The sequence below is a fragment of the Kitasatospora sp. NPDC058965 genome (genome assembly GCF_042741245.1).
Taxonomy (GTDB): Bacteria; Actinomycetota; Actinomycetes; order Streptomycetales; family Streptomycetaceae; genus Kitasatospora.
Genome location: NZ_JBHYKG010000122.1, coordinates 1 through 23,691, shown reverse-complemented (window position 1 = coordinate 23,691; position 23,691 = coordinate 1). Strand labels below are relative to the sequence as shown.

14 protein-coding genes and 1 pseudogene are annotated in these 23,691 nt (G+C 73.9%); 8 read left to right on the top strand and 7 right to left on the bottom strand.

Going from position 1 to position 23,691, the window contains the following annotated elements:
• Window positions 1–263: 263 nt before the first annotated feature.
• Both ACFW1A_RS20775 and ACFW1A_RS20770 read right to left on the bottom strand, forming a co-directional pair.
• A complete protein-coding gene (locus ACFW1A_RS20775) occupies window positions 264–965 on the bottom strand; it encodes a nucleoside/nucleotide kinase family protein (protein ID WP_380410589.1) in 702 nt (233 codons plus the stop codon).
• A 29-nt stretch (window positions 966–994) separates the two neighbouring features.
• Complete coding sequence (locus ACFW1A_RS20770) at window positions 995–1,942, bottom strand: LD-carboxypeptidase (protein WP_380410588.1); 948 nt, start codon at window positions 1,940–1,942, stop codon at window positions 995–997.
• 139 nt (window positions 1,943–2,081) lie between these two features.
• On the opposite strand from ACFW1A_RS20770, the gene ACFW1A_RS20765 reads away from it, so the two are divergent.
• Window positions 2,082–2,987, top strand: a complete 906-nt coding sequence (locus ACFW1A_RS20765; RefSeq protein ID WP_380410587.1) for a hypothetical protein — start codon at window positions 2,082–2,084, stop codon at window positions 2,985–2,987.
• 44 nt (window positions 2,988–3,031) lie between these two features.
• Here ACFW1A_RS20765 and ACFW1A_RS20760 read toward each other — a convergent pair whose 3' ends face one another.
• Window positions 3,032–3,595, bottom strand: coding sequence for an NUDIX hydrolase (locus tag ACFW1A_RS20760; protein WP_380410586.1), 564 nt, complete (start codon window positions 3,593–3,595; stop codon window positions 3,032–3,034).
• Between the two features lie 184 nt (window positions 3,596–3,779).
• Between ACFW1A_RS20760 and ACFW1A_RS20755 the strand changes: the two genes are divergently transcribed.
• Entirely contained in the window at window positions 3,780–4,703 is a 924-nt protein-coding gene (locus ACFW1A_RS20755) for an ATP-grasp domain-containing protein (protein ID WP_380410585.1), read from the top strand.
• Between the two features lie 33 nt (window positions 4,704–4,736).
• On the opposite strand, the gene ACFW1A_RS20750 is transcribed toward ACFW1A_RS20755, so the two are convergent.
• The 3 genes from ACFW1A_RS20750 to ACFW1A_RS20740 form a co-directional block, all read right to left on the bottom strand.
• Entirely contained in the window at window positions 4,737–6,002 is a 1,266-nt protein-coding gene (locus tag ACFW1A_RS20750) for an MFS transporter (RefSeq protein WP_380410584.1), read from the bottom strand.
• Window positions 6,003–6,304: 302 nt separating this feature from the next.
• On the bottom strand, window positions 6,305–10,219 hold the full coding sequence (locus ACFW1A_RS20745; RefSeq protein WP_380410592.1) for an ABC transporter ATP-binding protein: 3,915 nt from the start codon (window positions 10,217–10,219) through the stop codon (window positions 6,305–6,307).
• A gap of 502 nt (window positions 10,220–10,721) precedes the next feature.
• On the bottom strand, window positions 10,722–11,513 hold the full coding sequence (locus ACFW1A_RS20740; protein WP_380410583.1) for a TetR/AcrR family transcriptional regulator: 792 nt from the start codon (window positions 11,511–11,513) through the stop codon (window positions 10,722–10,724).
• A gap of 128 nt (window positions 11,514–11,641) precedes the next feature.
• Between ACFW1A_RS20740 and ACFW1A_RS20735 the strand changes: the two genes are divergently transcribed.
• From ACFW1A_RS20735 to ACFW1A_RS20720, 4 genes and pseudogenes are all read left to right on the top strand, one after another.
• Window positions 11,642–13,372, top strand: a complete 1,731-nt coding sequence (locus ACFW1A_RS20735; protein WP_380410582.1) for a carboxyl transferase domain-containing protein — start codon at window positions 11,642–11,644, stop codon at window positions 13,370–13,372.
• 105 nt (window positions 13,373–13,477) lie between these two features.
• Window positions 13,478–15,787: an acetyl/propionyl/methylcrotonyl-CoA carboxylase subunit alpha gene (locus ACFW1A_RS20730; RefSeq protein WP_380410581.1), complete on the top strand. Its 2,310-nt coding sequence runs from the start codon at window positions 13,478–13,480 to the stop codon at window positions 15,785–15,787.
• Window positions 15,787–16,791 (top strand): annotated as a pseudogene (locus ACFW1A_RS20725) (hydroxymethylglutaryl-CoA lyase); the annotation flags it as partial. The gene ACFW1A_RS20730 and the pseudogene ACFW1A_RS20725, both read left to right, overlap by 1 nt.
• A 170-nt stretch (window positions 16,792–16,961) precedes the next feature.
• Window positions 16,962–18,152, top strand: coding sequence for an acyl-CoA dehydrogenase family protein (locus ACFW1A_RS20720; protein ID WP_380410580.1), 1,191 nt, complete (start codon window positions 16,962–16,964; stop codon window positions 18,150–18,152).
• Between the two features lie 830 nt (window positions 18,153–18,982).
• Here ACFW1A_RS20720 and ACFW1A_RS20715 read toward each other — a convergent pair.
• Window positions 18,983–19,459: a universal stress protein gene (locus tag ACFW1A_RS20715; protein ID WP_380410591.1), complete on the bottom strand. Its 477-nt coding sequence runs from the start codon at window positions 19,457–19,459 to the stop codon at window positions 18,983–18,985.
• A 758-nt stretch (window positions 19,460–20,217) separates the two neighbouring features.
• Between ACFW1A_RS20715 and ACFW1A_RS20710 the strand changes: the two genes are divergently transcribed.
• Both ACFW1A_RS20710 and ACFW1A_RS20705 read left to right on the top strand, forming a co-directional pair.
• A complete protein-coding gene (locus ACFW1A_RS20710) occupies window positions 20,218–20,988 on the top strand; it encodes an HAD family hydrolase (protein WP_380410579.1) in 771 nt (256 codons plus the stop codon).
• A 1,535-nt stretch (window positions 20,989–22,523) separates the two neighbouring features.
• Window positions 22,524–23,691, top strand: a 1,168-nt coding sequence (locus ACFW1A_RS20705) for a helix-turn-helix domain-containing protein (RefSeq protein WP_380410590.1), incomplete at its 3' end; no start/stop codon positions are given.

Here is a 23,691-nt window from a genome sequence, read left to right as displayed (position 1 = left end):
CTCTTTACCGACTCGCTTTCGTCTTCTGCGACCTGACGGCCCGTCCGACGTGTTGAACTTTAGCCCAACTCCGCTCCGAAAAGCGAATCCGGGCCGGTCCCGGACTTCTCCGGGCACTCTCATTCGAAATGCAGGCACAGCAAAACAGGGCCCCCTGCGACGGCGCGCAAAAGAGGGTTGTCGTACTGGGAATGGTGTTTCGAGAGAGTGGCCGCCCCGGGACCGTCCGCGCAGATGCGTGTCCGGTGCTCCCTGCCGAGCGACTAGAGAACACTACTCCCGGTGCCGAGCAACGGCAAATCGGCCATCCGGAGGATCCGGGTGCAGCGCCCACGGCTGCGCTTCACGTACTCGCCGTTGGGCTGGTCGTTCTCCGTCACCCAGGACACGGCGCTGGGGCGGTCGCGGCCGATCGCGAGCTGACGCTCGATCAGGCGCTCGGCGCGCAGGTCGTCGGGTGCGTCCAGGTACCAGACCTCGTGGAGCAGGGGGCGGACCTCGGACCAGCCGGGCTCTTCGGCGGCGAGGTAGTTGCCTTCCGTGACGACCAGGCGGGTGCTCGGGGTCACCAGGTGGCGGGCGGCCACCGGCTCGTCCAGGGTGCGGTCGAAGTCGGGGACGTAGACCTCGTGGAACCGGTCGGCGGTCAGCCTCCGGAGCAGGGTCACGTAGCCGTGCACGTCGAAGCTGGGCGGTGAGCCCTTGCGGTGGCGCAGGCCGAGGCGGTCGAGCTGGGCGTTGGAGAGGTGGAAGCCGTCCATCGGCACGTAGGCCGCGGTGCCGGCGCCGGCGGCCCGGTTGACCTCCGTGACCAAGTGCCGGGCCAGGCTCGACTTGCCGGCACCGGGGGCGCCGGTCAGGCCGAGCATGGACCGGCCGCCGTGGCGTGCGCTGCCCAGGTGGCGGAGCAGCTCGGCCACCAAGTCGGCGGGCCGGGTGCGGGGACCGGTCGGTTCGGACGTCATCCCTGCACCATAAAGGAGGTGCCCGGGGTTCAGGCCAGGGCCGGGAGTGCCATGGTGAGGGTGCCCGCGTCGGCGTCCAGCACGGCGGGCACGCCGAGCGGGACGGTGAGGGTGGCGGGGCTGTGGCCGAAGCCGAGCTCCCACAGGACCGGGACGCCGAGCGGGGCGACCCGCTCCGCCATCACGTCGCGCACCCGCCCCGGATCGCCGCAGCCCTCCCAGGAGCCGAGTGCGATCCCGCGGACCCCGTCCAGTGCGCCGGAGCGGATCAGCTGGGTGAGGATGCGGTCCAGTGCGTAGGGACTCTCGTTGGTGTCCTCCAACAGCAGGATCGCGCCGGCGAAGGAGGGGCGGGCGCCCGGGGTGCCCCGTTCCGCGGCGAGGACGGCGGCGCAGCCACCTGCGGTGATGCCGTGCGCCCGGCCGGGGACCAGCGGTCCGGCCTGCGGTCCGGTGAGCAGTTGGACGCTCTCCGGCTCGAACAGGGTGCGCCGCAGGTGCTCGGCGGTGCCCGGGTCGGAGACGAAGGAGATGCCGGCGCCCATCGGTCCGTAGAGAGAGGAGAGGCCGAGCCGCTGTGCGACCGCCTCGTGCAGCGCGCTGACGTCGCTGAATCCGATCAGGGCCTTGGGACCGGCCGCCCGCAGCACGTCCCAGTCGAGCAGGTCCACCACCCGCTGGGCACCGTAGCCGCCGCGGGCGCAGAGCACGGCGGCGACGGTCGGGTCGAGCCAGGCCTGCTGGAAGTCGGCGGCCCGGGCCTCGTCGAGGCCGGCGAAGTAGGAGAACCGGGGGTGGATGTCGAGCACGTGGGCGCCCACGACCGGCTCCAGTCCCCAGGCGCGGAGCAGGGCGCAGCCGGCGGCCAGGCGCTCCCCGTCGACCCGGCCGCTGGGCGCGACCAGGGCCACCCGGTCCCCCGGGACCAGGCGGCGCGGCCGGGTGAGCTCGGTGACGGCGCGGTCGGGGGTGTCCATACCTGTTCTCCGTTTTCCTGACTGTCCATCGGCTGCGACGGGCCGATTGTCCGGTTGTCCGGTTTCATTGAGGGTCCCATGGACGTTCCCCCTCAGGTACGGCAGGATTCGGGCGGACTGTACACCGGAGGACCAACCGATGAGCACGCCGTTCATACCCAAGGACACGCCGAACCAGCCGGCTGCCGCCCAGAGCGGGCCGGTCGTCGCCGCGCCCCCGGACCCGGGAGCGGCCGACGGTTCGTCAGCCGACCGTCCCGACGCGGGTGCCGCGACCACGGCGAGGCTGCTCACCGGACTGGCTTCGCGGCTGCGCGCTGCCTACGAACAAGGCGCCCAGCTGGACGACTTGGCCGTGGCGAGCCATCAATCCGTCGCTGAGGTACGGGAGTTGCTGACACTGGCCGGTGCCGACCCGAGCGCGGCGGCGCAGCCCGGCGGCGTGCCGCTGCCGCACCCGGGCACCGCCGACGCGGTGCCGTCGGAGGTGCCCGCCCCGGTGGCCGACGACTGGGTGTCCAGCATCGGTCGGCCGCGCCCGCGGATCCGTCGCCAGGCGCCCGCGCGCCGGATGCGGGCGACGGGCACCGGCAGCGGGGTCGCGGGCATCGGCGGCGTTGCGGTGCCGGCCGTCCCGGTGTCGCCGGCCCCCGTCGCGGAGCCGGCGGAGCGGGCCGCGGCGCCGTTCACCGCTGCCCCGCCGTCGGCCGAGGCGATCCGTCCGGAGGCTCCGCTCGGCGTGCTGATCGGCAGCCCGCGACCTGCGGTGGTGACCACCGGGCGGGTCGAGGAGCAGACGAACCGCCGGGTGAGCGTGCAGCTCATCAAGGTCGGGCAGGGCACCACGCTGGCGATCCTGCCGGCCTGGCGCTCCTCCATCGCGATCTCGGTCCCGACCGAACTGCTGCTCAGCGCGACCGGACTCGGTCGCGAGGAGCTGCGGCAGGCGGAGTTGACCGTGGTGGTCAACGTCGACGCGCTGCACGACCGCGAACTGCGCCCGCGCGACTGGCAGGTGACCGGAGACCGGCGCCGGCGCGGCTGATCGGCCCCCGCGCCGAGGTACCGCCACGCCGCCGGGCAGGGCGGCTAACTGCGCCAGGGGCTCCGTTGCCACCAATTGCCGGTGCGCCGCCGGGCGCCCGTGGCGGGCTGCGGCTGCCCGGGCAGGTACCCCAGGTGCACCGGTGCGGGGTCGGGACGGCCCGCCACCCGGGCGGCCCGGACGGCGGCGAGCAGCTGGGACAGGGGCGGTGGCCAGACCGGGTCCGCGTCCGGTGCCGCGAGCTCCTCGGGGGTCCACCAGCGCCAGTCCAGGATCCGGTCCTTGGCGTGCACGGCGCGCAGATCGCCCTGCGGTGACCGGTGCGGGCCGTCGGTGAGGTAGATCCGCTCGGACTGGCGGACCGGGATGCCGTGCCAGCTGAAGTCGTGCTCCCAGGTGCAGAGCAGGGTCTGCGGCCGCAGGTCGGTCCAGCCGGTCTCCTCGCGCAGCTCGCGGCAGGCCGCCTCCTCCGGGCTCTCCCCCGGGTCCAGTCCCCCGCCGGGCGGGCACCAGTGCACCCCGACCTCGACGTTGTCGGAACGGAGCAGGAAGACCGCGCCCACCGGGTCGAGCACCACAGTGCGGGCCGCCCGCCGAGGAGTTCGCATCCGCTCACTCTGTCAGCCGAGCGTCGCCGGTGTCCACGACGGTCGTGCGCGCTCCCTCGGGGCGGCCGTGCGCCCGGCCGCGCTCCCGACGCGCGGCGCGGCGCGCCGATCCGGGTGCCCGCCCGACGCGCGAGGCTGCGCAAACCGGGCGCTCGGTCGTGCTCGCGCCGCTACCCTGTGGGCCATGCCAGCCCCGACCATCCTGCTGCCCCAGGATCCGCTGAACCCGCGTCGCGTCGACCCGCACTACTCCTACGAGGCCCAACTGGTCCGTGGGCTGGGCGGCGAGACGGCACTGGTGGACCACGACGCGCTGCTCGCGGGCGAACCCGCCGAGGCGGTGCGCCGGGTGCCCTCCGGGACCGGGCCGGCCTGGTACCGCGGCTGGATGCTGCCGGTGCCGGCCTACGCGGGGTTCGTCAAGGCGCTCGCCGACCGCGGCTGCCACCTGCTGACCAGTGCCGCGGCCTACGCCACCGCCCATGAACTGCCCGGCTGGTACGGCACCTTCGAGGGGGCCACGCCGGACAGCGTCTGGCTGGCGGCGGACTGCGGTCCGGCCGAGCTGGCCGAGGCGGTGGAGCGGTTGGGCGGACGCGGGCCGGCCATCGTCAAGGACTTCGTGAAGTCGCGCAAGCACGAGTGGCACGAGGCCTGCTACATCCCGGAGCTGGCCGACCTGGCCGGGGTGACCAAGGTGGTCGACCGGTTCGTGGAGTTGCAGGGCGAGTACCTGGCGGGCGGGGTGGTGCTGCGGCGGTTCCACGCGCTGGCTCCGGCGCAGGGCTACGGCGCGGCCGCCGCCGCGGCGGGCGACGGGGCGGAGGAGCGGGCCCAGCGGGCCGCCGAGGCGCGGGTCTGGTGGGTGGACGGCGAGCCGGTGCTGACCGGTCCGCACCCCGACACGCCCGAGGTCTTCCCCGCGCCCGACCTGACCGTGGTCCGGTCCCTGGTCCGTTCCCTGGGCTGCCGGTTCGTCACCACCGACCTGGCACTGCGGGCGGACGGCGGCGGCTGGATGGTGGTCGAGGTGGGCGACGGCCAGGTCAGCGACCTGCCGCGCGGGACCGAGGTGTCCGGGCTGCTCTCCTCGCTGATCTCGACCTGACCGCCCGTCAGGCTGCCGGGCGCGTCGTCCGGATCACGCCGTGGCCGCCGTCGGGCTTCCCGCGCGCTGGGTCGGGACCAGCGGTGCGCCCCCGGGCGCGGCGCCCGACCGACGGGCCGCGGTCCGGGCCACCAGGCCCAGCGGCACCGCCGTGGCCAGCAGGGCGGTGCCGAGCACCGCGGCGAACCGCGGGGCGCCGAGTCCGGCCAGCAGGGCGGCGCCGGTGAGCGGTCCGCCCGCCACGCCGAGCGCGGAGGCCGCGCCGGTGAGCACCGTCCACCGACCGCTCGGGTCCAGCGCCGCCGCCGCCCCGATCAGGTAGCTGAGCACCAGCGGGTAGAGCGCGTTCCAGAGCACCTCGCCGACCGCGAAGGCCGGCGCCGAGGTGGCGGTCGCGCTCAGCACCACGCAGGCCGCGATCGCCCCGGTCCCGAGCGCGACCGGCAGCACCGGGCCGGCCCGGTCGCCCAGCAGTCCCGCGGCCAGCACGCCCAGCAGGGCGCTGCCCAGGGCGACTGCGAGGACCAGGCAGAGCCGCGACTCGCTCAGGCCCGCGCGGTGCAGGCCCAGTTGTCCGCTGACGCCCCAGAGGGCGTTCTGCGCGACCGACCAGAGCACCATGCAGGCGGCGAGCGCCAGGCCGACGCCGTGCCCGGCCGCGGCGGCGGGCACCGGCCCGGGCACCGCTCCGGGCGGTGGGCCGGGCAGCCTCAGCAGCAGCGGGAAGGCCAGCGCGGCGGCCAGCGCCAGGGCCAGGAACGGCAGCGCGTGGCCGCGCCCCAGGTGCGGCAGCAGCAGGTAGAGCGCGCCGGCCGTCCCGGAGGTGGTCAGCAGGGCGAGCACGGTGGTGCGGTGCCGGTCACCGGCGGCGATGCCGGTGCCGGCGACGGCGGCGCAGGTGCCGGCGCCCAGCCCGCCGAGCAGGCAGCCCAGCAGCAGCACCAGGGGTGGACCGTCCGCCGCGGCCGGGTGACCCGCCATCGTCCCCGCCACGGTGAAGCCCGCCAGCTCCAGCACCAGGCCCGCCCGGGCCAGGCGGGCGGCGCCGAGTCTGCCGACCCGGCCGGCCAGCGCGATGCCGGCCAGCGCGGAGGCCAGCAGCATGGCCGAGCCGACCGCCCCGGCCTGAGTGGGCGTCAGTCGCAGGTCGCCGGTCAGCCGGCCGACGATGCCGGGCGCCAGGTAGGCGGGCAGGGCACCGGCTGCGAAGAGCGCGACGTAGGGCAGGGGTGAGCCGGTGTGCGGCTGGGAAGGGTGGTGCGCAGTAGTGCGCCCCGCCTCGCGGATGCGCGAAGACATGGGCAGGGGGCCTCTCGACCTGAGGGTGGTTCCGGGGATCGCGCCCCGCTCTCCGCGTGGCCGCTCCGACTGTTTACCAGGTCGGTGCGGTGCCCGAGAACCTGATGCCACCCCGTCGGCCGGGTGTCGACCGAGTTGGCGCACACCCGAGACAGCTTCGTGATCGAACCACTCACGGCTGGTGACGCTTTTCAGCCGACTGTGACCGTCCGGCCGGGGCGGCACGAGCCCGGTGCGGTAGCCGTCCCCCCCGCGGGGCCGGCGCCCTTGCTGGGCACGGCCCCCGCGGGGTGGTGGGCGGCTCAGCTCGCGACGTCGGCCGGCTCCAGGTGGCCGTCGGCGACGAAGGCGCGCCAGAGCTTGGCGTACGCCCCGTCAGCTGCGAGCAGCCCCTCGTGGGTGCCGTCCTCGACCACCCGGCCGTGGTCCAGCACCACCACGCGGTCGGCCCGCTCGGCGGTGGTGAGCCGGTGCGCGATCACCAGGGTGGTGCGGCCGCCCGGGCGGTCCGGGTGGCCGGCCCGCAGCCGGTCGGACGCGTTGTTGACCGCCGCCTCGGTGGCCAGGTCGAGCGCGGCGGTCGCCTCGTCCAGCAGCAGGATGTCCGGATCCACCAGTTCGGCCCGGGCCAGCGCGATCAGCTGGCGCTGACCGGCCGACAGGTTCCGACCGCGCCCGGCCACCTCGTGCTGGTAGCCGCCGGGGAGCGAGCTGATCATCTGGTGCGCGCCGACCGCGCGGGCCGCGGCCTCCACCTCGGCGTCGCTCGCCCCGGGGCGGCCGTAGGCGATCGCCTCGCGGACCGTGCCCGCGAACAGGTACGCCTCCTGCGGGACCACGCCGAGCCGGTGGCGGTAGTCGGCCAGGTCGAACCGGGTGATGTCGGTGCCGTCGATCCGCACCGCTCCCCCGGTCGCGTCGTAGAACCGGGCGACCAGCTTGACCAGGGTCGACTTGCCCGCGCCGGTCTCGCCGACCAGGGCGACGGTCTGGCCGGCCGGGATCCGCAGGTCGATGCCGGTCAGCACGTCCGGGCTGCCCTCGCCGCCGCCGTTGTAGGCGAAGTCGACCCGGTCGAAGTGGATCTCGCCGCGCAGCCGCTGCACCGGCACCGGGTCGGCGGCGGGCGGGGTGCTGGTCGGGGTGCGCAGCAGCTCACGGACCCGGCTGAGGCCGACGGCGGCCTGCTGGTAGCCGTCGAAGATCTGCGAGAGCTGGTTGACCGGGGCGAAGAACAGGTCGATGTAGAGCAGGTAGGCGACCAGCGCACCGACCGTCAGGGTCCCGCTGTCCACCCGCGAGGCACCGGCGATCAGCACCAGGGCCGCGGCGACGCTGGAGAGCAGCTGGACGAACGGGAAGTAGAGCGAGATGTACAGCTGCGCCTTGGCCCGCGCCTGGCGGTAGTCCCAGCCGCGGGACACGAAGCGGGCCACGGTGTCGTCCTCGCGGCGGAAGGCCTGGACGATCCGCATGCCGGCGACGTTCTCCTGCAGGTCCGCGTTGACCGAGCTGATCAGTTCGCGGGACTCGTGGTACTGCTGGGTCGACTTGCGGCGGAAGACCAGGGTGGCGACCGCCAGCACCGGCAGCACCGTGAAGACGATCAGCGCCAGGCCGGCGTCGATGATCAGCAGCGCCGCGAAGATGCCGAAGAAGGTGAGCAGGCTGACCACGGCGGTGACCACACCGGTCTGCAGGAACGAGGAGAGTGCGTCCACGTCGGTGGTCATCCGGGTCATGATCCGCCCGGTCAGCTCGCGCTCGTAGTAGTCCAGCCCGAGCCGGTTCAGGTGCGCGAAGATCTTCAGCCGCAGGGTGTAGAGCACCCGCTCACCGGTGCGACCGCTGACCTGGGTCTCGGTGCCCTGCACCAGCCAGTCGATCAGCACGACCACCAGCGCGACGGCGGAGGCGGCGGTGACTCCGGCCATCGCCCCCTTGGTGACGCCGTTGTCGATGCCGTGCCGGATCAGTACCGGCAGCAGCAGACCGGCCCCGGCGTCCAGCGCCAGCAGCAGGAAGGCCACGGCGAGCGGGGCGCGGAACGGCTTGAGCAGGCGGGCGAGGGTGAAGTCCGGGTCACCGGCGGTGGCGTCGGCGAGCGGGACGGCCGGGGTGTCGGTGGCCGGGGGCAGCGCGGCGACCTTGGCGAGCAGCTCGGGGTCACCGGAGCGGGCCGCGGTGGCGGAGCGCTTGGCGGGCCCGCCCGGCGCGGTGCCGGCAACGGCCGCGCCGGCGACCGCGGGAGCCGCTGCCGCGGGGGCGGCTGCTGCCGGGGCGACGGGCGCGGGCCGGGGGCCGGCGGTGCCGAGCTCCGCGTCCGGGTCGGTGATCAGCGCGCGGTACTGCGGACATCGGGCCTCGAGCTCCTCGTGGGTGCCGAGGTCGAGCAGCCGGCCGCGGTCCAGGACGGCGATCCGGTCGGCGAGCTGCAGGGTGGAGCGGCGGTGCGCGATCAGCACCGTGGTGCGGCCGGCCATCACCGTGCGCAGGGCCTGGTGGATCTCGGCCTCGATCTGCGGGTCGACGGCCGAGGTCGCGTCGTCCAGCAGCAGCACCCGCGGGTCGGAGAGGATCGCGCGGGCCAGCGCGATGCGCTGGCGCTGGCCACCGGACAGGGTCAGGCCTTGCTCGCCCACCTTGGTGTCGTAGCCCTGGGGCAGCTCGCGGATGAAGCCGTCGGCCCGGGCGGCCCGGGCCGCGGCCTCGATCTCCTGCTCGGTGGCGTCGGGGCGGCCGTAGGCGATGTTCACCCGGACCGAGTCGGAGAAGAGGAAGCTGTCCTCGGGGACGATGCCGACCACCGAGCGCACCGAGTCGAGGGTGAGCTCGCGCAGGTCGTGGCCGTAGAGGCGGACCGCGCCGCCGGTCGGGTCGTAGAACCGCGGGATCAGCTGGGCGACGGTCGACTTCCCGGAGCCGGAAGCACCGACCAGGGCCAGCGTCTCGCCGGGCTGGACGGCGAGGCTCAGGCCGCGCAGCACCGGGACGGCGGACCCACCGGCGGTGGGCGTGCCGGGGGCAGCGGAACCGGGGGCAGCGGAACCGGGGGCAGGGCTGTCGGTGCCGGTGGCGGGGGCGCCGGTGGCGGGGGCGGCCGGCTGGTAGTGGAAGTCGACCAGCTCGAACTCGAGCGCCGGGGTCCCGGTCCGGGCCACGGCGGCCGGGTCGAGCTCGGCGGGGTCGAGGGTGTGCGCCTGCGGGGACTCCTGGACCAGCGGCCGCTCGTCGATCAGCTCGAAGACCCGCTCGACGCCGGCCCGGGCCTGCTGGCCCACCGTCAGCACCATGGTCAGCATCCGGACCGGGCCGGTCATCTGCGCGACGTAGGTGGAGAAGGCGACGAAGGTGCCCAGGGTGACCGAGCCGTTGACGGCCAGCCAGCCGCCCAGCGCCAGCACCGCGACCTGGGCGAGCGCGGGGATCGCCTGCAGTGCAGGGGTGAAGCGGCTGTTCAGCCGGATCGCGCGCAGCCGGGCGGCGTAGAGGGTGTGCGAGGCCCGCTCCAGCTTGTCCAGCTCCTGCGTCTCCTGCCCGAAGCCCTTGACCACCCGGACGCCGCCGATCGCACCGTCCACCACGCCGGCGACCGCGGCGGCCTCCTGCTGCGCGGCCCAGGTGGCGGGGAAGAGCCGCTTGCGGCTGAGCGTGGCCACCCACCACAGCGCCGGCCCCATCACCAGGGCGATCAGGGTCAGCGGGAGCGACAGCCAGAGCATCACCGCGATGGACATCGCGAAGAGCAGCAGGTTGCCGGTCATCATCGGCAGCATCGACATCAGGCCGTGCACCAGCTGCAGGTCGGAGGTGGCGCGGCCGACCATCTGGCCGGTGTCCAGCCGGTCCTGCCGGGTGCCGTCGAAGCGGCTGAGCGAGCGGAACAGGTCGGTGCGCAGGTCCAGCTGGACGTCCAGTGCGAGCTGGCCGGCGGTGTAGCGGCGGATCTGGGTGAAGCCGAAGACGAGCAGCGCGCCGACGATCAGTGCGGTGGCCCACGGCGCGAGGGACCGGGTGTGCGCGGTGATCACGTCGTCGATGATCAGCTTGGTGACCAGCGGGACCAGGGCGGTCACCGCCATGCCCCCGAGCGAGGCACCGAAGGAGAGCAGGAAATTGCGCTTGTAGCGCCAGCAGTACCCGCCCAGTCGGCGCAGCCAGCCCTGGGGCGGAGCGGTGGCGGTCGGCGCGTCGGCGGCGGGGGTGGGGGCGGACATTGGCGTCGGCGCGGGCGCCGGCGGGGGTGTGCCGGTGGTCGCGGAGGCGGACCCCGCGGCGGTGGCCGGTCCCTCGGCCGTCTCCGCTGCGGGTATCTCCCTGGTGGAGCCGTGAGTCTCAGGCATATTTAGGGATACTAACCATTTCTGGAAGCGGTCGTCCACGACGGACCGACGGGCTGGCACAGCTGACCTGGCACGAACCAACGGTCCTCGGCCGGTTTTCCTTCCCTCCCAGGCTGCGCCATAGGAGGCACTGGGCGCACCGGCCGTTGGACGGAGGCACGCGGGGCGCTCGGCCTAGGGCCACGCGCCGAGGAGGCGCAGGCGGGCGCGGAGCGGGTGCGGGCTTGAGGGCGGAGCGGGTGCGGGCTTGAAGGCCGAGCGGGCGCGGAGCAGGTGCGGACGGGTACGGAGTGCGGATCGGGGCAGCCGGTGAGGGGGGCGAGCCGGGCGGCGCGTCGGGCCGCGGCGGTTCGGCCGACCGAGTGGGGCGACCCGCTCAGGCGCGCGCGGCGCCGGGCACGTCGGCCGCACCCTCCGCGAGGTGGCGGGCGGCACGGTGCGCGACGTCCGGGACGGCGGCGGCCGTGAACGCCCCCTGGGCCAACCGGTGCAGCAGGCCGGCCATCTCGGCGCGCGGCAGCAGCGCCGCCCGGTCGACGGCACCAACCCCCGCGCCGTCCGGTCCGGCCGCACCGTCCGCGCCGAGTGCGCCGACCGTGCCGAGTGCGCCGAGTGCGCCGACCGGCTGGGCCGCGGCCGGCCGGACGCCGATGCTGTGCGGGGTCGAGTTGAGCAGGCCGAAGACCGCGTGCACGGCGGCCCGCGCGGCGGGCTCGGCGGTCGGCGCCGCCAGTCCGGGGAACGCCCCCTGCACCGCGGCCACCCAGAGCTCGACGTACTCGCGCTGCAGCCGACGCACCCGGCGCCGGTCCTCCTCCTTCAGGTGGAGCAGCTCGCGGTCGTGCAGGGTGATCAGGTCGGAGTCGTCCAGCGCGAAGTCCACGTGCCCGCTGATCAGCGCGTCGAGCGCGGCCGCCGGGGTCTGCGCGGCACCGGCCCGGCGGCGACCCTCGTCGAGCAGCCGCTCGCTGATGCCGACCAGCAGGTCCGCGAGCATCGCGTCCTTGCCGGAGAAGTGGCGGTACAGCCCGGGGCCGCTGATGCCGACCGCCTTGCCGATCTCGTCCACCCCGACGCCGAGGAAGCCGCGGGCGGCGAACAGCCGAGCAGCCTCGCGGCGGATCTGGTCGCGACGGGGGGTCGCGGGGGCGACAGGACTGTTCGACATGGGCCCCATCGTAGACAGGGGGGTTATCGATGGTTAACCTGGGCCGCAGGTGTTAACGACCATTAACCTGCGGCGACGGCCCACCGGCCCCACCGCCCGCGCGTTACGGGAGCAAGGGAGCTCTTGGGATGGCCCTGTCGACGCCCGGCCTCACCTCTCAGCATCCATGGGAGGCAGCCGGCACTCCGGGAGGCACCGCTTCCGTCGCACCGGGCGCCACGGCGGCCGACCCGGCCGCGGCCGCGCCGGCGCCTCGGCTGCGCTCCGCCGTCGACGCGGGCTCCGCGGCCTTCCGCGCCAACGCCGAGGCGCACCAGGTACTGGTCGACGAGCTGCGCGAGAAGCTGCGGACCGCCGCGCTCGGCGGTGGCGCCAAGGCTCGCGAGCGGCACACCGCCCGCGGCAAGCTGCTGCCGCGCGACCGGGTGGACACCCTGCTCGACCCGGCCTCGCCCTTCCTGGAGGTGGCCCCGCTGGCCGCCGACGGCCTCTACGACGGCGCCGCACCGGCCGCCGGCGTGATCGCCGGGATCGGCCGGGTGGCCGGCCGCGAGGTCATGGTGGTCGCCAACGACGCCACCGTGAAGGGTGGCACCTACTACCCGATGACGGTGAAGAAGCACCTGCGCGCCCAGGAGGTCGCGCTGGAGAACCGGCTGCCCTGCATCTACCTGGTCGACTCCGGCGGCGCCTTCCTCCCGATGCAGGACGAGGTGTTCCCCGACCGGGACCACTTCGGCCGGATCTTCTACAACCAGGCCCGGCTGTCGGCCGCGGGCATCCCGCAGATCGCCGCGGTGCTCGGCTCCTGCACCGCCGGCGGCGCCTACGTCCCGGCCATGAGCGACCAGGCCGTGATCGTCCGCAACCAGGGCACCATCTTCCTCGGCGGTCCGCCGCTGGTGAAGGCGGCCACCGGCGAGGTCGTCACGGCCGAGGAGCTCGGCGGCGGCGACCTGCACTCGCGCACCTCGGGCGTGACGGACCACCTGGCCGAGAACGACGAGCACGCGCTCGACATCGTGCGCACCATCGTGGCCGGTCTCGGGCCGCGCCCCACCCGCCCGTGGCCGCTGACCGCCGTCGAGCCGCCCGCGGTGGACCCGGCCGAGCTCTACGGCGCCGTGCCGGTGGACCCGCGCACCCCCTACGACGTCCGCGAGGTGATCGCCCGACTGGTGGACGGCAGCCGCTTCGCCGAGTTCAAGGCCGAGTACGGCGCCACCCTGGTCACCGGCTTCGCCCGGATCCACGGTCACCCGGTCGGGATCGTGGCCAACAACGGCGTGCTCTTCGCCGAGTCCGCCATGAAGGGCGCGCACTTCATCGAGCTCTGCGACCAGCGCGGGATCCCGCTGCTGTTCCTGCAGAACATCACCGGCTTCATGGTCGGCCGCCAGTACGAGGCGGGCGGCATCGCGAAGCACGGCGCGAAGATGGTGACCGCGGTGGCCTGCACCCGGGTGCCGAAGCTGACGGTGGTCATCGGCGGCTCCTACGGGGCCGGCAACTACTCGATGTGCGGCCGGGCCTACTCACCCCGCTTCCTCTGGATGTGGCCGAACGCCAAGATCTCGGTGATGGGCGGCGAGCAGGCCGCCTCCGTGCTCGCGACCGTCCGCCGCGACCAGTTCGAGGCCCGCGGGGAGGGCTGGCCGACCGAGGCGGAGGAGGAGTTCAAGCGCCCCGTCCGGGAGCAGTACGAGCGCCAGGGCAACGCCTACTACGCCACCGCCCGCCTCTGGGACGACGGCGTGATCGACCCGATGGACACCCGCACGGCAGTCGGCCTGGCCCTGACCGCCTGTGCCAACGCCCCGCTGGCCCCGCCGGCTCCGTACGGCGTCTTCCGCATGTGACCCGGTCGGCGGCCCGGCCGATCAGGTACCGGGCCGCCACCGCAGACGCACCGCACCCCTCTCCGTGCTTGTCCCTTCGCCCCTCGCCCCGGAGGAACGCCTCCCATGTTCGACACCGTCCTGGTCGCCAACCGCGGTGAGATCGCCGTTCGGGTGATCCGCACCCTGCGACGGCTCAGCGTCCGGTCGGTCGCCGTCTACAGCGACGCCGATGCCGACGCCCGGCACGTCCGCGAGGCCGACCTCGCGGTCCGCCTGGGCCCCGCCGACCGCAGCGACAGCTCCGCCGCCGAGACCTACCTGCGGGGTGACCAGATCATCGCCGCGGCGCTGCGCACCGGCGCCCAGGCGATCCACCCCGGCTACGGGTTCCTGGCCGAGAACCCCGGCTTCGCCCGGGCCTGCGCCGAGGCCGGCCTGGTCTTCATCGGCCCGCCGGCGGCAGCCGTCGAGCTGATGGGCGACAAGATCAACGCCAAGGAGGCGGTCCGCGCGGTCGGCGTTCCCGTGGTGCCCGGCAGCCGCGGTGGCGCCACGTCCGACGAGGATCTGGTCCGCGCGGCCGAGGAGATCGGCTACCCGGTGCTGATCAAGCCCTCGGCCGGCGGCGGCGGCAAGGGCATGCGGCTGGTCCGCGATCCCGCCGAGCTGCCCGCCGAGCTCGCCGCGGCCCGCCGGGTGGCCCGCACCGCCTTCGGTGACGACACCCTGCTGCTGGAGCGCTGGGTCGACAGCCCCCGGCACATCGAGGTGCAGGTGCTGGCGGACGCCCACGGGACCACCGTGCACCTCGGTGAGCGCGAGTGCAGTCTGCAGCGCCGGCACCAGAAGCTGATCGAAGAGGCTCCCTCCGTCCTGTTGGACCCGCAGACGCGGGCCGCGATGGGGGCCGCCGCCGTCCAGGCGGCCGAGGCCTGCGGCTACACCGGGGCCGGCACGGTGGAGTTCATCGTGCCCGGCGCCGACCCCGCCGCCGACCCGGCGTCGGCTGACGGGTCGTCGGTGCGCGAGTTCTTCTTCATGGAGATGAACACCCGCCTGCAGGTCGAGCACCCCGTGACCGAGCTGGCGCTGGTCGTCAGCCGGGACGGGGCGCCCGCCGAGCGGCTCGACCTGGTCGAGTGGCAGCTGCGGGTCGCCGCGGGTGAGTCGTTGTCGTTCGGCCAGTCGGACCTCTCCTTCCTCGGCCACGCCGTGGAGGCGCGGATCTGTGCGGAGGACCCGGCCAGGGACTTCCTGCCCACCGGCGGCCGAATCCTGCTCCTCGGCGAGCCGACGGGCGAGGGGGTCCGGGTGGACTCCGGCCTCACCGCCGGTACCGAGATCACCAGTGCGTACGACCCGATGCTGGCCAAGGTCATCGCCTACGGACCCGACCGGGACACCGCGCTGCTGCGGCTGCGCGCTGCCCTGGCGGACACCCGGATCCTGGGCCTGACCACCAACACCGGCTTCCTGCGCCGTCTGCTCGCGCACCCGGACGTGGTCGCCGGGCGGCTGGACACCGGGCTGGTCGAGCGGGCCGTCCAGCAGCACCCCGAACTGCTAGACGACCACCACGACCGGTACGCCCCTCACGAGCCCCTCGCCGCTCCCGCCTCCGGAGCAGCCACCTCGGTCACCACCGCGTCGCCCGACGCGGGAGCGCCGTCGACCGGTTCACCGGCGCGCGGTGCCACCGTCCCGGACGCCGTCTACCTCGCCGCAGCCCTGGTGCGGCACCTGCGGCTCGCCCCCGCCGCCTCCGACGGGTGGGCCGATCCGTTCGCGCTCCCTTCCGGTTGGCGCCTGGCCGGCGAGCCGGCCTGGACCACGCACCGACTCCGTACCTCCGGGCAGGAGCCGGTGTCGGTGCGAGTACGACCTGTCAGTGCCGAGAGGGTAATCCAGGGATCTGAGGATCCGTCAAGGGCTTTCCCGGAACTGTTGGTCCGTCTGGGTGACGGACCGGTCCGGCGGGCCCGTGCCGTGCTCGGCGCCGACCGGCTCTCGCTCACCCTGGACGGCCTGCGCTCCACCTTCGCGCTCGCCACCGACGGCGCGCCCGCGACCGGCTCCGGGCCGGTGCTCTGGCTCGGCTCGGACGGCGACAGCTGGGCCGTGCACCCCTACGACCCGGTGACCGACCGCGGTGCGGCCGCCGACGCGCACCACGGCGCGCTGACCGCGCCGATGCCGGGCACCGTCACGGTGGTGAAGACCGCGGTGGGCGAGGTGGTCCGGCGCGGCCAGGCCCTGCTGGTGCTGGAGGCGATGAAGATGGAGCACGTGATCTCCGCGCCGCACGACGGCACGGTCGGCGAGCTGCACGCCACCGCGGGCGGCACGGTCGCGATGGACCAGCTGCTCGCCGTGGTCGTCCCCGAGGCGGAGCCCACCGGCGCCGCCCGCACCGAGCAGGAGGTGGCGTCCTGATGACGGGTCAGCACGACGGGGCGACCGGGTCCACCCGCCCGGAGCAGTCCGGCGAGCCCGGTGTGCTCGCCCTCGGGCTGCCCGAGGTGGTCCGCGACCCGGCGCTGCCGGCCCGGGTGCGGATCCACGAGGTGGGCGCCCGGGACGGCCTGCAGAACGAGGGCGCCCTGGTCCCCGTCGAGGTGAAGGCCGAGTTCATCGCGCGGCTCGCCGCCGCCGGGCTGCGCACCGTGGAGGCGACCAGCTTCGTCCACCCCAAGTGGGTGCCGCAGCTGGCCGACGCCGAGGAGCTGCTGCCGCGGGTGACCGGGCTGCGCGACCAGTACCCGGGCCTGCGGCTGCCGGTCCTGGTGCCCAACGAGCGCGGCCTCGAACGGGCGCTGGCCCGCGGCGCCGACGAGGTCGCGGTCTTCGCCTCGGCCACCGAGACGTTCGCGCGCAAGAACCTGAACCGGACCGTGGCCGAGGCCCTGGAGATGTTCCGCCCGGTGGTGTCCGGGGCGCTGACGGCCGGCGCGACGGTCCGCGGCTACCTCTCGATGTGCTTCGGCGACCCCTGGGAGGGCGCCGTCCCGCCCGGCCAGGTGGTCGAGGCGGGCCTGCGACTGCTGGAGCTCGGGTGCGCGGAGCTGAGCCTCGGCGACACGATCGGCGTCGCCACCGCGGGCCAGGTGAGCACGCTGCTGGACGCGTTCGACCGGGCCGGCGTGCCGGTGCAGCGGCTCGCCGTGCACTTCCACGACACCTACGGGCAGGCGCTGGCCAACACGCTGACCGCGCTGCGGCACGGCGTGACCGTGGTCGACTCCTCGGCCGGCGGACTGGGCGGCTGCCCGTACGCGAAGAGCGCCACCGGCAACCTGGCCACCGAGGACCTGGTCTGGATGCTGCACGGCCTCGGCATCGAGACCGGGGTGGACCTGGCCCGGCTGGCGGGCACCAGCGCCTGGATGGCCGGTCGGCTCGGCCGCCCGAGCCCGTCGCGCGCCGTCCAGGCGCTGGCCGGCCCCACCGGCCCCGGCACGACGGCCCGCACCGGAACCGGTGGCCGCGCCCCGCGTTCCGCACGCTGCTCGCGCGCGCCATCGCACGCCCCGCACGCCCCGCACCCGCGACCACCGTCGCACACCCGCTGCGCCCGGCTCACCCTCACGGGCGAACACTGGAGGATCAGATGCTCGACCACCGACTGGATTCCGAGTACGAGGAGCTTCGCCGCACGGTCGCCGAGTTCGCCAACGACGTGGTCGCCCCGACCATCGGCGACTTCTACGAGCGCGGCGAGTTCCCGTACGAGATCGTCAAGGAGATGGGGCGGATGGGCCTGTTCGGCCTGCCGTTCCCGGAGGAGTACGGCGGGATGGGCGGCGACTACTTCGCGCTCTGCCTGGCCCTGGAGGAGCTGGCCCGGGTCGACTCCTCGGTGGCGATCACCCTGGAGGCCGGCGTCTCGCTGGGCGCCATGCCGATCTACCGGTTCGGCACCGAGGAGCAGAAGCGCGAGTGGCTGCCCCGGCTCGCCTCCGGCGAGATCCTCGGCGCCTTCGGCCTGACCGAGCCGGAGGGCGGCTCGGACGCGGGCGCCAGCCGGACCACGGCCCGCTTCGACGAGGCGACCCGGGAGTGGGTGATCAACGGGACGAAGTGCTTCATCACCAACTCCGGCACCGACATCACCGGGCTGGTGACCGTCACCGCGCTCACCGAACCGCTCGCTCGTTCGAGTGAGGGAGGGCCGGAAAGCTCGCCCAAGCGGGAAATCTCCTCCATCATCGTTCCCGTCGGCACCCCCGGGTTCACGGTGTCGAAGAAGTACAGCAAGGTCGGGTGGAACGCCTCCGACACCCGCGAGCTGTCCTTCACCGATTGCCGAGTCCCCGAAGCCAACCTCCTCGGCCAGCGCGGCCGGGGCTTCGCCCAGTTCCTGCGGATCCTCGACGAGGGCCGCATCGCCATCGCCGCCCTGTCCACGGGACTGGCCCAGGGCTGCGTCGACCAGTCACTCAGCTACTCCGCGACCCGGCGGGCCTTCGGCCGGCCGATCGGGGCCAACCAAGCCATCCAGTTCAAGATCGCCGACATGGAGATGCGCGCGCACGTCGCACGCCTCGCCTGGCGGGACGCGGCCTCCCGGCTGCTGCTCGCCGAGCCGTTCAAGAAGGAGGCCGCCATCGCGAAGCTCTACTCCTCCGAGGCCGCGGTCGACAACGCCCGCGAGGCCACCCAGATCCACGGTGGCTACGGCTTCATGAACGAGTACCCGGTCGCCCGCTTCTGGCGCGACAGCAAGATCCTGGAGATCGGTGAGGGCACCTCCGAGGTCCAGCGGATGCTGATCGCCCGCGAGTTGGGCATGAGCTCCTGATCTGACACCCAGTCTGCCCAGCACCTGGGGAAGCATGATGCTGCCGGTCCGCCGGTCGGGCCCGGCCTGCCGATCGGCGGCATCATCTTCACCTTGCTCTGCCTGACCCCTGTCCCACACCATCCGTCTCCGGTGGCCCGACGTACGGCGCCGTGTCCCGGCCTTCCCCGCACTGCCCAGCGCTGCCGACGCTGCTGCCCCGTGCTGCCCTGCCCGTGGGCGATCCCCGCGCTCCGCGGTGAGGGCTGACCTCCAGGCGGCGAAATCACCCGCCCCGTCCGACCCCTGCGCGCGGGCGGGCCTGGTCCGCCGGGTCCGCACGGTCGAGCTGCGGTGGCTGATTACGGCCGCACCGAGCACTGCGGCGAGGCCCAGGATCGAGTGCCACGCCGGGCTCTCGAGCTGCTGGGCCGAGCATCGGCGCTCCCGTCCCGGCGGTCCGGGCCGGTCCTCGCCCTGGGGCACCCCGAACCCCCGCGCCGAACCCCCGCCCCGGCCCCCACGCCGACCGCCCAGGCACGCCTTCCGGGCCACCATGATCGAACCACCGACACCCGGAGAGCAGCCGGCGACTGCTCGGTCCCGGCGCGCCCGAAGAAAACCCCGACACAAATCCCCGACACATCATCCCCCGACACGTCATCCCTGACACCGGACGACTCGGCGGTCATGACGATCAGGCCGTCCTGTAGAACGACGACCGCTTGCTTTCCCGTGCCCAGAAATTCCAGCGCCCGGGGCACATTTTCAGGACCGGATGATATTCCGACCGGCGCACACAAACAGCCGACGACAGAAGAACGAGTACGACCAGATCCCCTGAAAGCGGCTCAGGGAATGACAATCACCGGGCGGTTGGCGCGGCGGGCCAGTCGACCGGAGATCGAACCGAAGAAGCGGCCCAGCAGCCCGTGGGTGGTACCGACGACGATGGCGTCGGCCGCGTACTCCTTGCCGACTTCCTCGATCTCGTGGCAGATGTCGCCGCCGCGCTCCACCAGGATCCACGGCACACCGTTCAAGAAGTCCGCGCAGGCCAGCTCCAGGCCCAGCACCTCGGTGCGGTAGTCGGGGCCGTCGACGAAGACGGGAGGTTCGCAACCCGCCCACACGGTGGTGGGCAGCCGGTTGGCCACGTGCACGATCACCAGGCCGCACTGGGAGCGGCGGGCCATGCCGACCGCGTAGGCCAGCGCCCGCTCGCTGGAGAGCGAACCGTCGAAGCCGACCACCACACCGTGCTGGAAGGCCGGGTCACAGGAGCGAGAGCTCTCGGTCTGCGGAGCGGGGGTCTCCCCGCCGGGCAGAGCCGACTGCTTGGGGTGCCGGGACTTCACGTCGCCTCCGCCATCCTCGCCGGCCCCGCCACGGGTACCGGCACCATCCGAAACCTCGGCCGGCGCCGAGTGCCTGCGGCGCTGCCAGGACATGAACCAACGACGACGGTTCGCTCCGTCGCCGACCGGCAGGTCGGCCCGGCCGGGCCGGGACGACTGAGGTGACCGCGACGCACCGGGCAGCGATTCCGTCGAGGAGATCTCCGCGGCCCCGGGAATGCGGAACGGGTCTGCGGATCGGGGAGGCTCAAAACCGGCCATGAATCGAGACTCTTCGAGTGAGATGGGCCGACAGGAAGGACAGCGCTGCCCAGGCGGCAGGCCATTCATAGGAACGTGGTCGGTTGAGGCCGAGCTGCACCGTAAGTGACCTGTTCCTTTCAGCGTACGACGGCAGAACCTGCCAGCCCAGCCATTGCGCCTGGGGGAAGGCAACGATCCCGCTAATGGCGGCGGCGCGAGGTAATCGGCGCGCGCCCCGTATGAACGGATGACACCCCGCCTCGCGCGGTTCCAAGGAGCTTGCCCGACGGAGTCTGTGGACGCAACAGGTCGGCCACGCACGGTTGCTGCGACGTTCAACTGAACATGGGCTTGATGAGGATGATGTGACAACTGCGACCGCTGAGCTGTGCCGACCGAGCAGCTCCGGCCAACTCCGCCCCGCCAGGTACTCCGATCTGCGGTTTCCCTTCCGGCACCGGGTACCCACTGGCAGCATGCAGCGCATGCCGTTGCTGCTGCTCGACCTCGACAACACGCTGATCCCCCGCGATGCGGCATTCCGCGCCTGGGCCACGGACTTCCTCCACGAACACGGTCTTCCGGCGACCGAACTCAGCTGGCTCACGACCATCGACGGCAGCGGCTACGTCCCCCGCAGTACGGTGCTGAGCGCGGTCCAGCGCCGGTACGGGCTGGACCTGCCTCCGGAGGACTTGGTGGCCCACTATCGGCGGGGGGTCAATTCTCATATCCACTGCCCCACTTCTCATGTGGCGGCGCTGCGGGCGGCCCGGGCCGCCGGCTGGACCCTCGTGGTGGTGACCAACGGCGGGACCGGTCCGCAGATGGAGAAGATGCGGCTGTCCGGCCTCCACGCACTGGTCGACGCCTGGGTGGTCTCCGAGGAGGTCGGCTGCGAGAAGCCGGACCCGTTGATCTTCGACATCGCCGCCCAGCGCTGCGGGGTCGAACCGGACAGCGGCTGGCAGGCGGAGGCCTGGATGGTCGGCGACCACGGCCCCGCGGACATCGCGGGCGCCCAGCTGGCCGGCATCCGCAGCATCTGGCTGGACCGGGGGCGCCCGTGGTCCGAGCTCGGCTACCGCCCCACCCTGAGCACCCCGGACCTGCCCGGGGCCATCGAGCTGATCCTCGCCGAACCGGCCACCAGGCCCGCAGACGGGTCGGCCGCGACGGATCCGACCGCACAGGAATGCCGCACCGCCGATTCCGCACCGGACCGCGTTCGACGGCCCAGTGCCTTCCACGTGTGAGTGCCTTCCACCGAGCGCCTTCCACGTGTGAACGCCCCGCCTGCCGTCGAACGCGGCGCCGTGCGAGAAGGAGCGGTCCCGCACCCAACCGCACCCACAGGTCTATGAAATACCCGGACGCTGGGAGGTCGGATATCTCCGCCCGGGGTCGCGCCACCCGGACCGGGGTAATGGTCCGCGCGGTCCCGGGCAACGAGCGGCACGGTCCCGGGCAATAGAGAGGCGCGGCGCCCCGTTACGGCCCGCTGCCGCCCGGGCCGTCATGGTGAGCGGCCACGCCGGAACACCGACGGGCGGCTACCAGATCGTTCACGGAGCAGGCGCTGCGCATTTCCCGGTCTGCGCGAGCACCCGCACGCGCGAGGCCCGGCCACTCGCACGCGCGAGGCCCGGCCGGATCGCCCCCGCGCCGCGCTCAGGTGCTGTCTCCGGAGGTGGCCTGTTCGAGCCGGCGGGCGTGACGTCGGTGGCCGGCGAGCGGACCGCCAGCCGGTCGCCCACGGGTCACCACCGGCCGCCGGCTCTGCGTCGGCTCGGCGCGCAACCGTCACCCCGCGCCGACACCCACTCGACGCTCCGTCAGCCGAGTGGCCGACGCGCCGCTGCCCGAGTGGCCGACGCGCCGTCAGTCCTGTGGCCGACCGACCGTCAGCCCGGCGCCTGCGATGTGTCTACAGGGCGCACGCATCCATCGTGCGCCCCTGCTCCGCAACGCCGATTTTCAGTCAGTTTTGGTCCACCTGGCAGAGGTTGGCCATCGGGGCAGGCCAGGGCACCCGTACGGGACGGGCGCATCGCGCCATCAGGGGTGCGCCGTACCGCAACGGGCCACCGCTCCCACCGCCCCCTTCCCATGGGGGTCGACGGGTGCCACGCTTCGTGATCGAATGCATCACGCCAAATTGCCATGTCGACATAGCGTCGGATGGTGAACTTGTCACAACGGCAACGGTCCACCCAGTAGATTCGATCTTGTTGAGCAGTGCCGCACCACCACACCACACCACCGAGGGGGCTTGGGCGCCTTGAACAGGGTGAGCAGGAGCGAGACAGGTCCTGACAGCGGCCAGTCCCCGGTCGGCCGGGCGGGCCGGATCCCGCGAAGTTCCACCACGCTCACCCCCCAGGCCAAGGCCGGTACCGGCGCCCAGCTCACCACCCGCCCGATCCTCCGTCAGGAACCCCCGGCCGCCGCGATGTCGACGGCGTCGCCCGGGCCCGGGCCCGCGCCGCGAGCCGGCGCGATGTCCACCACCGCCCTGTCCTCAGCAGCCGTGTCCTCAGCAGCCGTGTCCGCGGCCGCACTGTCCACGACGACGCTGGGCGGAGCACCCGCGCACGGTGCCGCCCGCGGTCTCCGTGGAGCTCCCGGCACGTCGGGCCACCCGGTCGGCCCGGACCAGGTGCCCGGGCTGCTCGCCACGACCGCCGCCACCCCCGTGGGCCCGGCCGGCCCGGGCCCACTCGGCGGCGGCCCGGCCGCCGTCGGCGCGGGCCCCACCACCCTGACCTCCGCCCCGAGCAGCGGCGGCAGCCTGGGTCCCGGCGTCAGCAACGCCCCGCGCAAGCTCGCCGGGCGCCGCCGCCGGGAGACGGTGGCCGTCCTGATCTTCAGTGGCGCACCGATCTTCGAGAGCTCGATCCCGCTGTCCGTCTTCGGCGTGGACCGCCAGGACGCCGGGGTGCCGCGCTACCGCCTGCTGGTCTGCGCCGGCGAGGACGGCCCGCTGACCACCACCGGCGGCGTCACGCTCACCGCCCCCTTCGGCCTGGAGGCGCTCTCCCGGGCCGGCACCATCGTGGTCCCGGCCTGGCGGTCGATCTCGCAACCGCCGCCGGTGGAGGCCATCGCCGCCCTGCGCAAGGCCCACCACGAGGGTGCCCGGATCATCGGCCTGTGCACGGGGGCCTTCGTGCTGGCCGCCGCCGGGCTGCTGGACGGCCGCCCGGCCACCACCCACTGGATGTACGCGCCGACCCTCGCCAAGCGCTACCCCCGGGTACACGTCGACCCGCGCGAGCTCTTCGTCGACGACGGCGACGTGCTGACCTCCGCCGGCACCGCCGCCGGCATCGACCTGTGCCTGCACGTGGTGCGCAGCGACCACGGCGCGGAGGCCGCCAACGCCCTGGCCCGCCGCCTGGTGGTGCCCAACCGGCGCAGCGGCGGAGGTCAGGCCCAGTACATCGACCAGTCATTACCTGAAGAGATCGGGAACGACCCGCTGGCCGAGGTCGTGACCTGGGCGCTGGAGAACCTCAACCAGCAGTTCGACGTCGAGGTGCTGGCCGCCCGCGCGTACATGAGCCGGCGCACCTTCGACCGGCGGTTCCGCACGCTCACCGGCAGTGCGCCGCTGCAGTGGCTGATCACCCAGCGGGTGCTCCAGGCACAGCGGCTGCTGGAGACCTCGGAGCTGTCGGTGGACGACGTGGCACGCCGCTGCGGCTTCCGTTCGCCGGTCGCGCTGCGCGGGCACTTCCGTCGGCAGCTCGGTGTCTCCCCCGCCGCGTACCGGACCAACTACCGGGCCCGGCGTCCGGGCGCCGGCGCGGCCGCGGGCGTCCCCGCACCCGGTGCCGCCGGGCTCGCGGGTGCCGTCGTGGGCGCGGGCGTCGGCGCGGCCGGCCTGGTCGGGTCCCCGGCCGCCGCGGCCTTCGGCAGCGGGCCCGGTACGGGCGCGCCGCTGGGCGGCCCGGTCC

Bases quoted from the DNA above. Each gene is read 5' to 3' on its own strand.
- ACFW1A_RS20730 (WP_380410581.1), top strand. From the start codon at position 13,478: ATGTTCGACACCGTCCTGGTCGCCAACCGCGGTGAGATCGCCGTTCGG.
- ACFW1A_RS20765 (WP_380410587.1), top strand. From the start codon at position 2,082: ATGAGCACGCCGTTCATACCCAAGGACACGCCGAACCAGCCGGCTGCC.
- ACFW1A_RS20710 (WP_380410579.1), top strand. From the start codon at position 20,218: ATGCCGTTGCTGCTGCTCGACCTCGACAACACGCTGATCCCCCGCGAT.
- ACFW1A_RS20755 (WP_380410585.1), top strand. From the start codon at position 3,780: ATGCCAGCCCCGACCATCCTGCTGCCCCAGGATCCGCTGAACCCGCGT.
- ACFW1A_RS20760 (WP_380410586.1), bottom strand. From the start codon at position 3,595: ATGCGAACTCCTCGGCGGGCGGCCCGCACTGTGGTGCTCGACCCGGTG.
- ACFW1A_RS20745 (WP_380410592.1), bottom strand. From the start codon at position 10,219: ATGTCCGCCCCCACCCCCGCCGCCGACGCGCCGACCGCCACCGCTCCG.
- ACFW1A_RS20735 (WP_380410582.1), top strand. From the start codon at position 11,642: ATGGCCCTGTCGACGCCCGGCCTCACCTCTCAGCATCCATGGGAGGCA.
- ACFW1A_RS20775 (WP_380410589.1), bottom strand. From the start codon at position 965: ATGACGTCCGAACCGACCGGTCCCCGCACCCGGCCCGCCGACTTGGTG.
- ACFW1A_RS20720 (WP_380410580.1), top strand. From the start codon at position 16,962: ATGCTCGACCACCGACTGGATTCCGAGTACGAGGAGCTTCGCCGCACG.
- ACFW1A_RS20740 (WP_380410583.1), bottom strand. From the start codon at position 11,513: ATGTCGAACAGTCCTGTCGCCCCCGCGACCCCCCGTCGCGACCAGATC.
- ACFW1A_RS20770 (WP_380410588.1), bottom strand. From the start codon at position 1,942: ATGGACACCCCCGACCGCGCCGTCACCGAGCTCACCCGGCCGCGCCGC.
- ACFW1A_RS20750 (WP_380410584.1), bottom strand. From the start codon at position 6,002: ATGTCTTCGCGCATCCGCGAGGCGGGGCGCACTACTGCGCACCACCCT.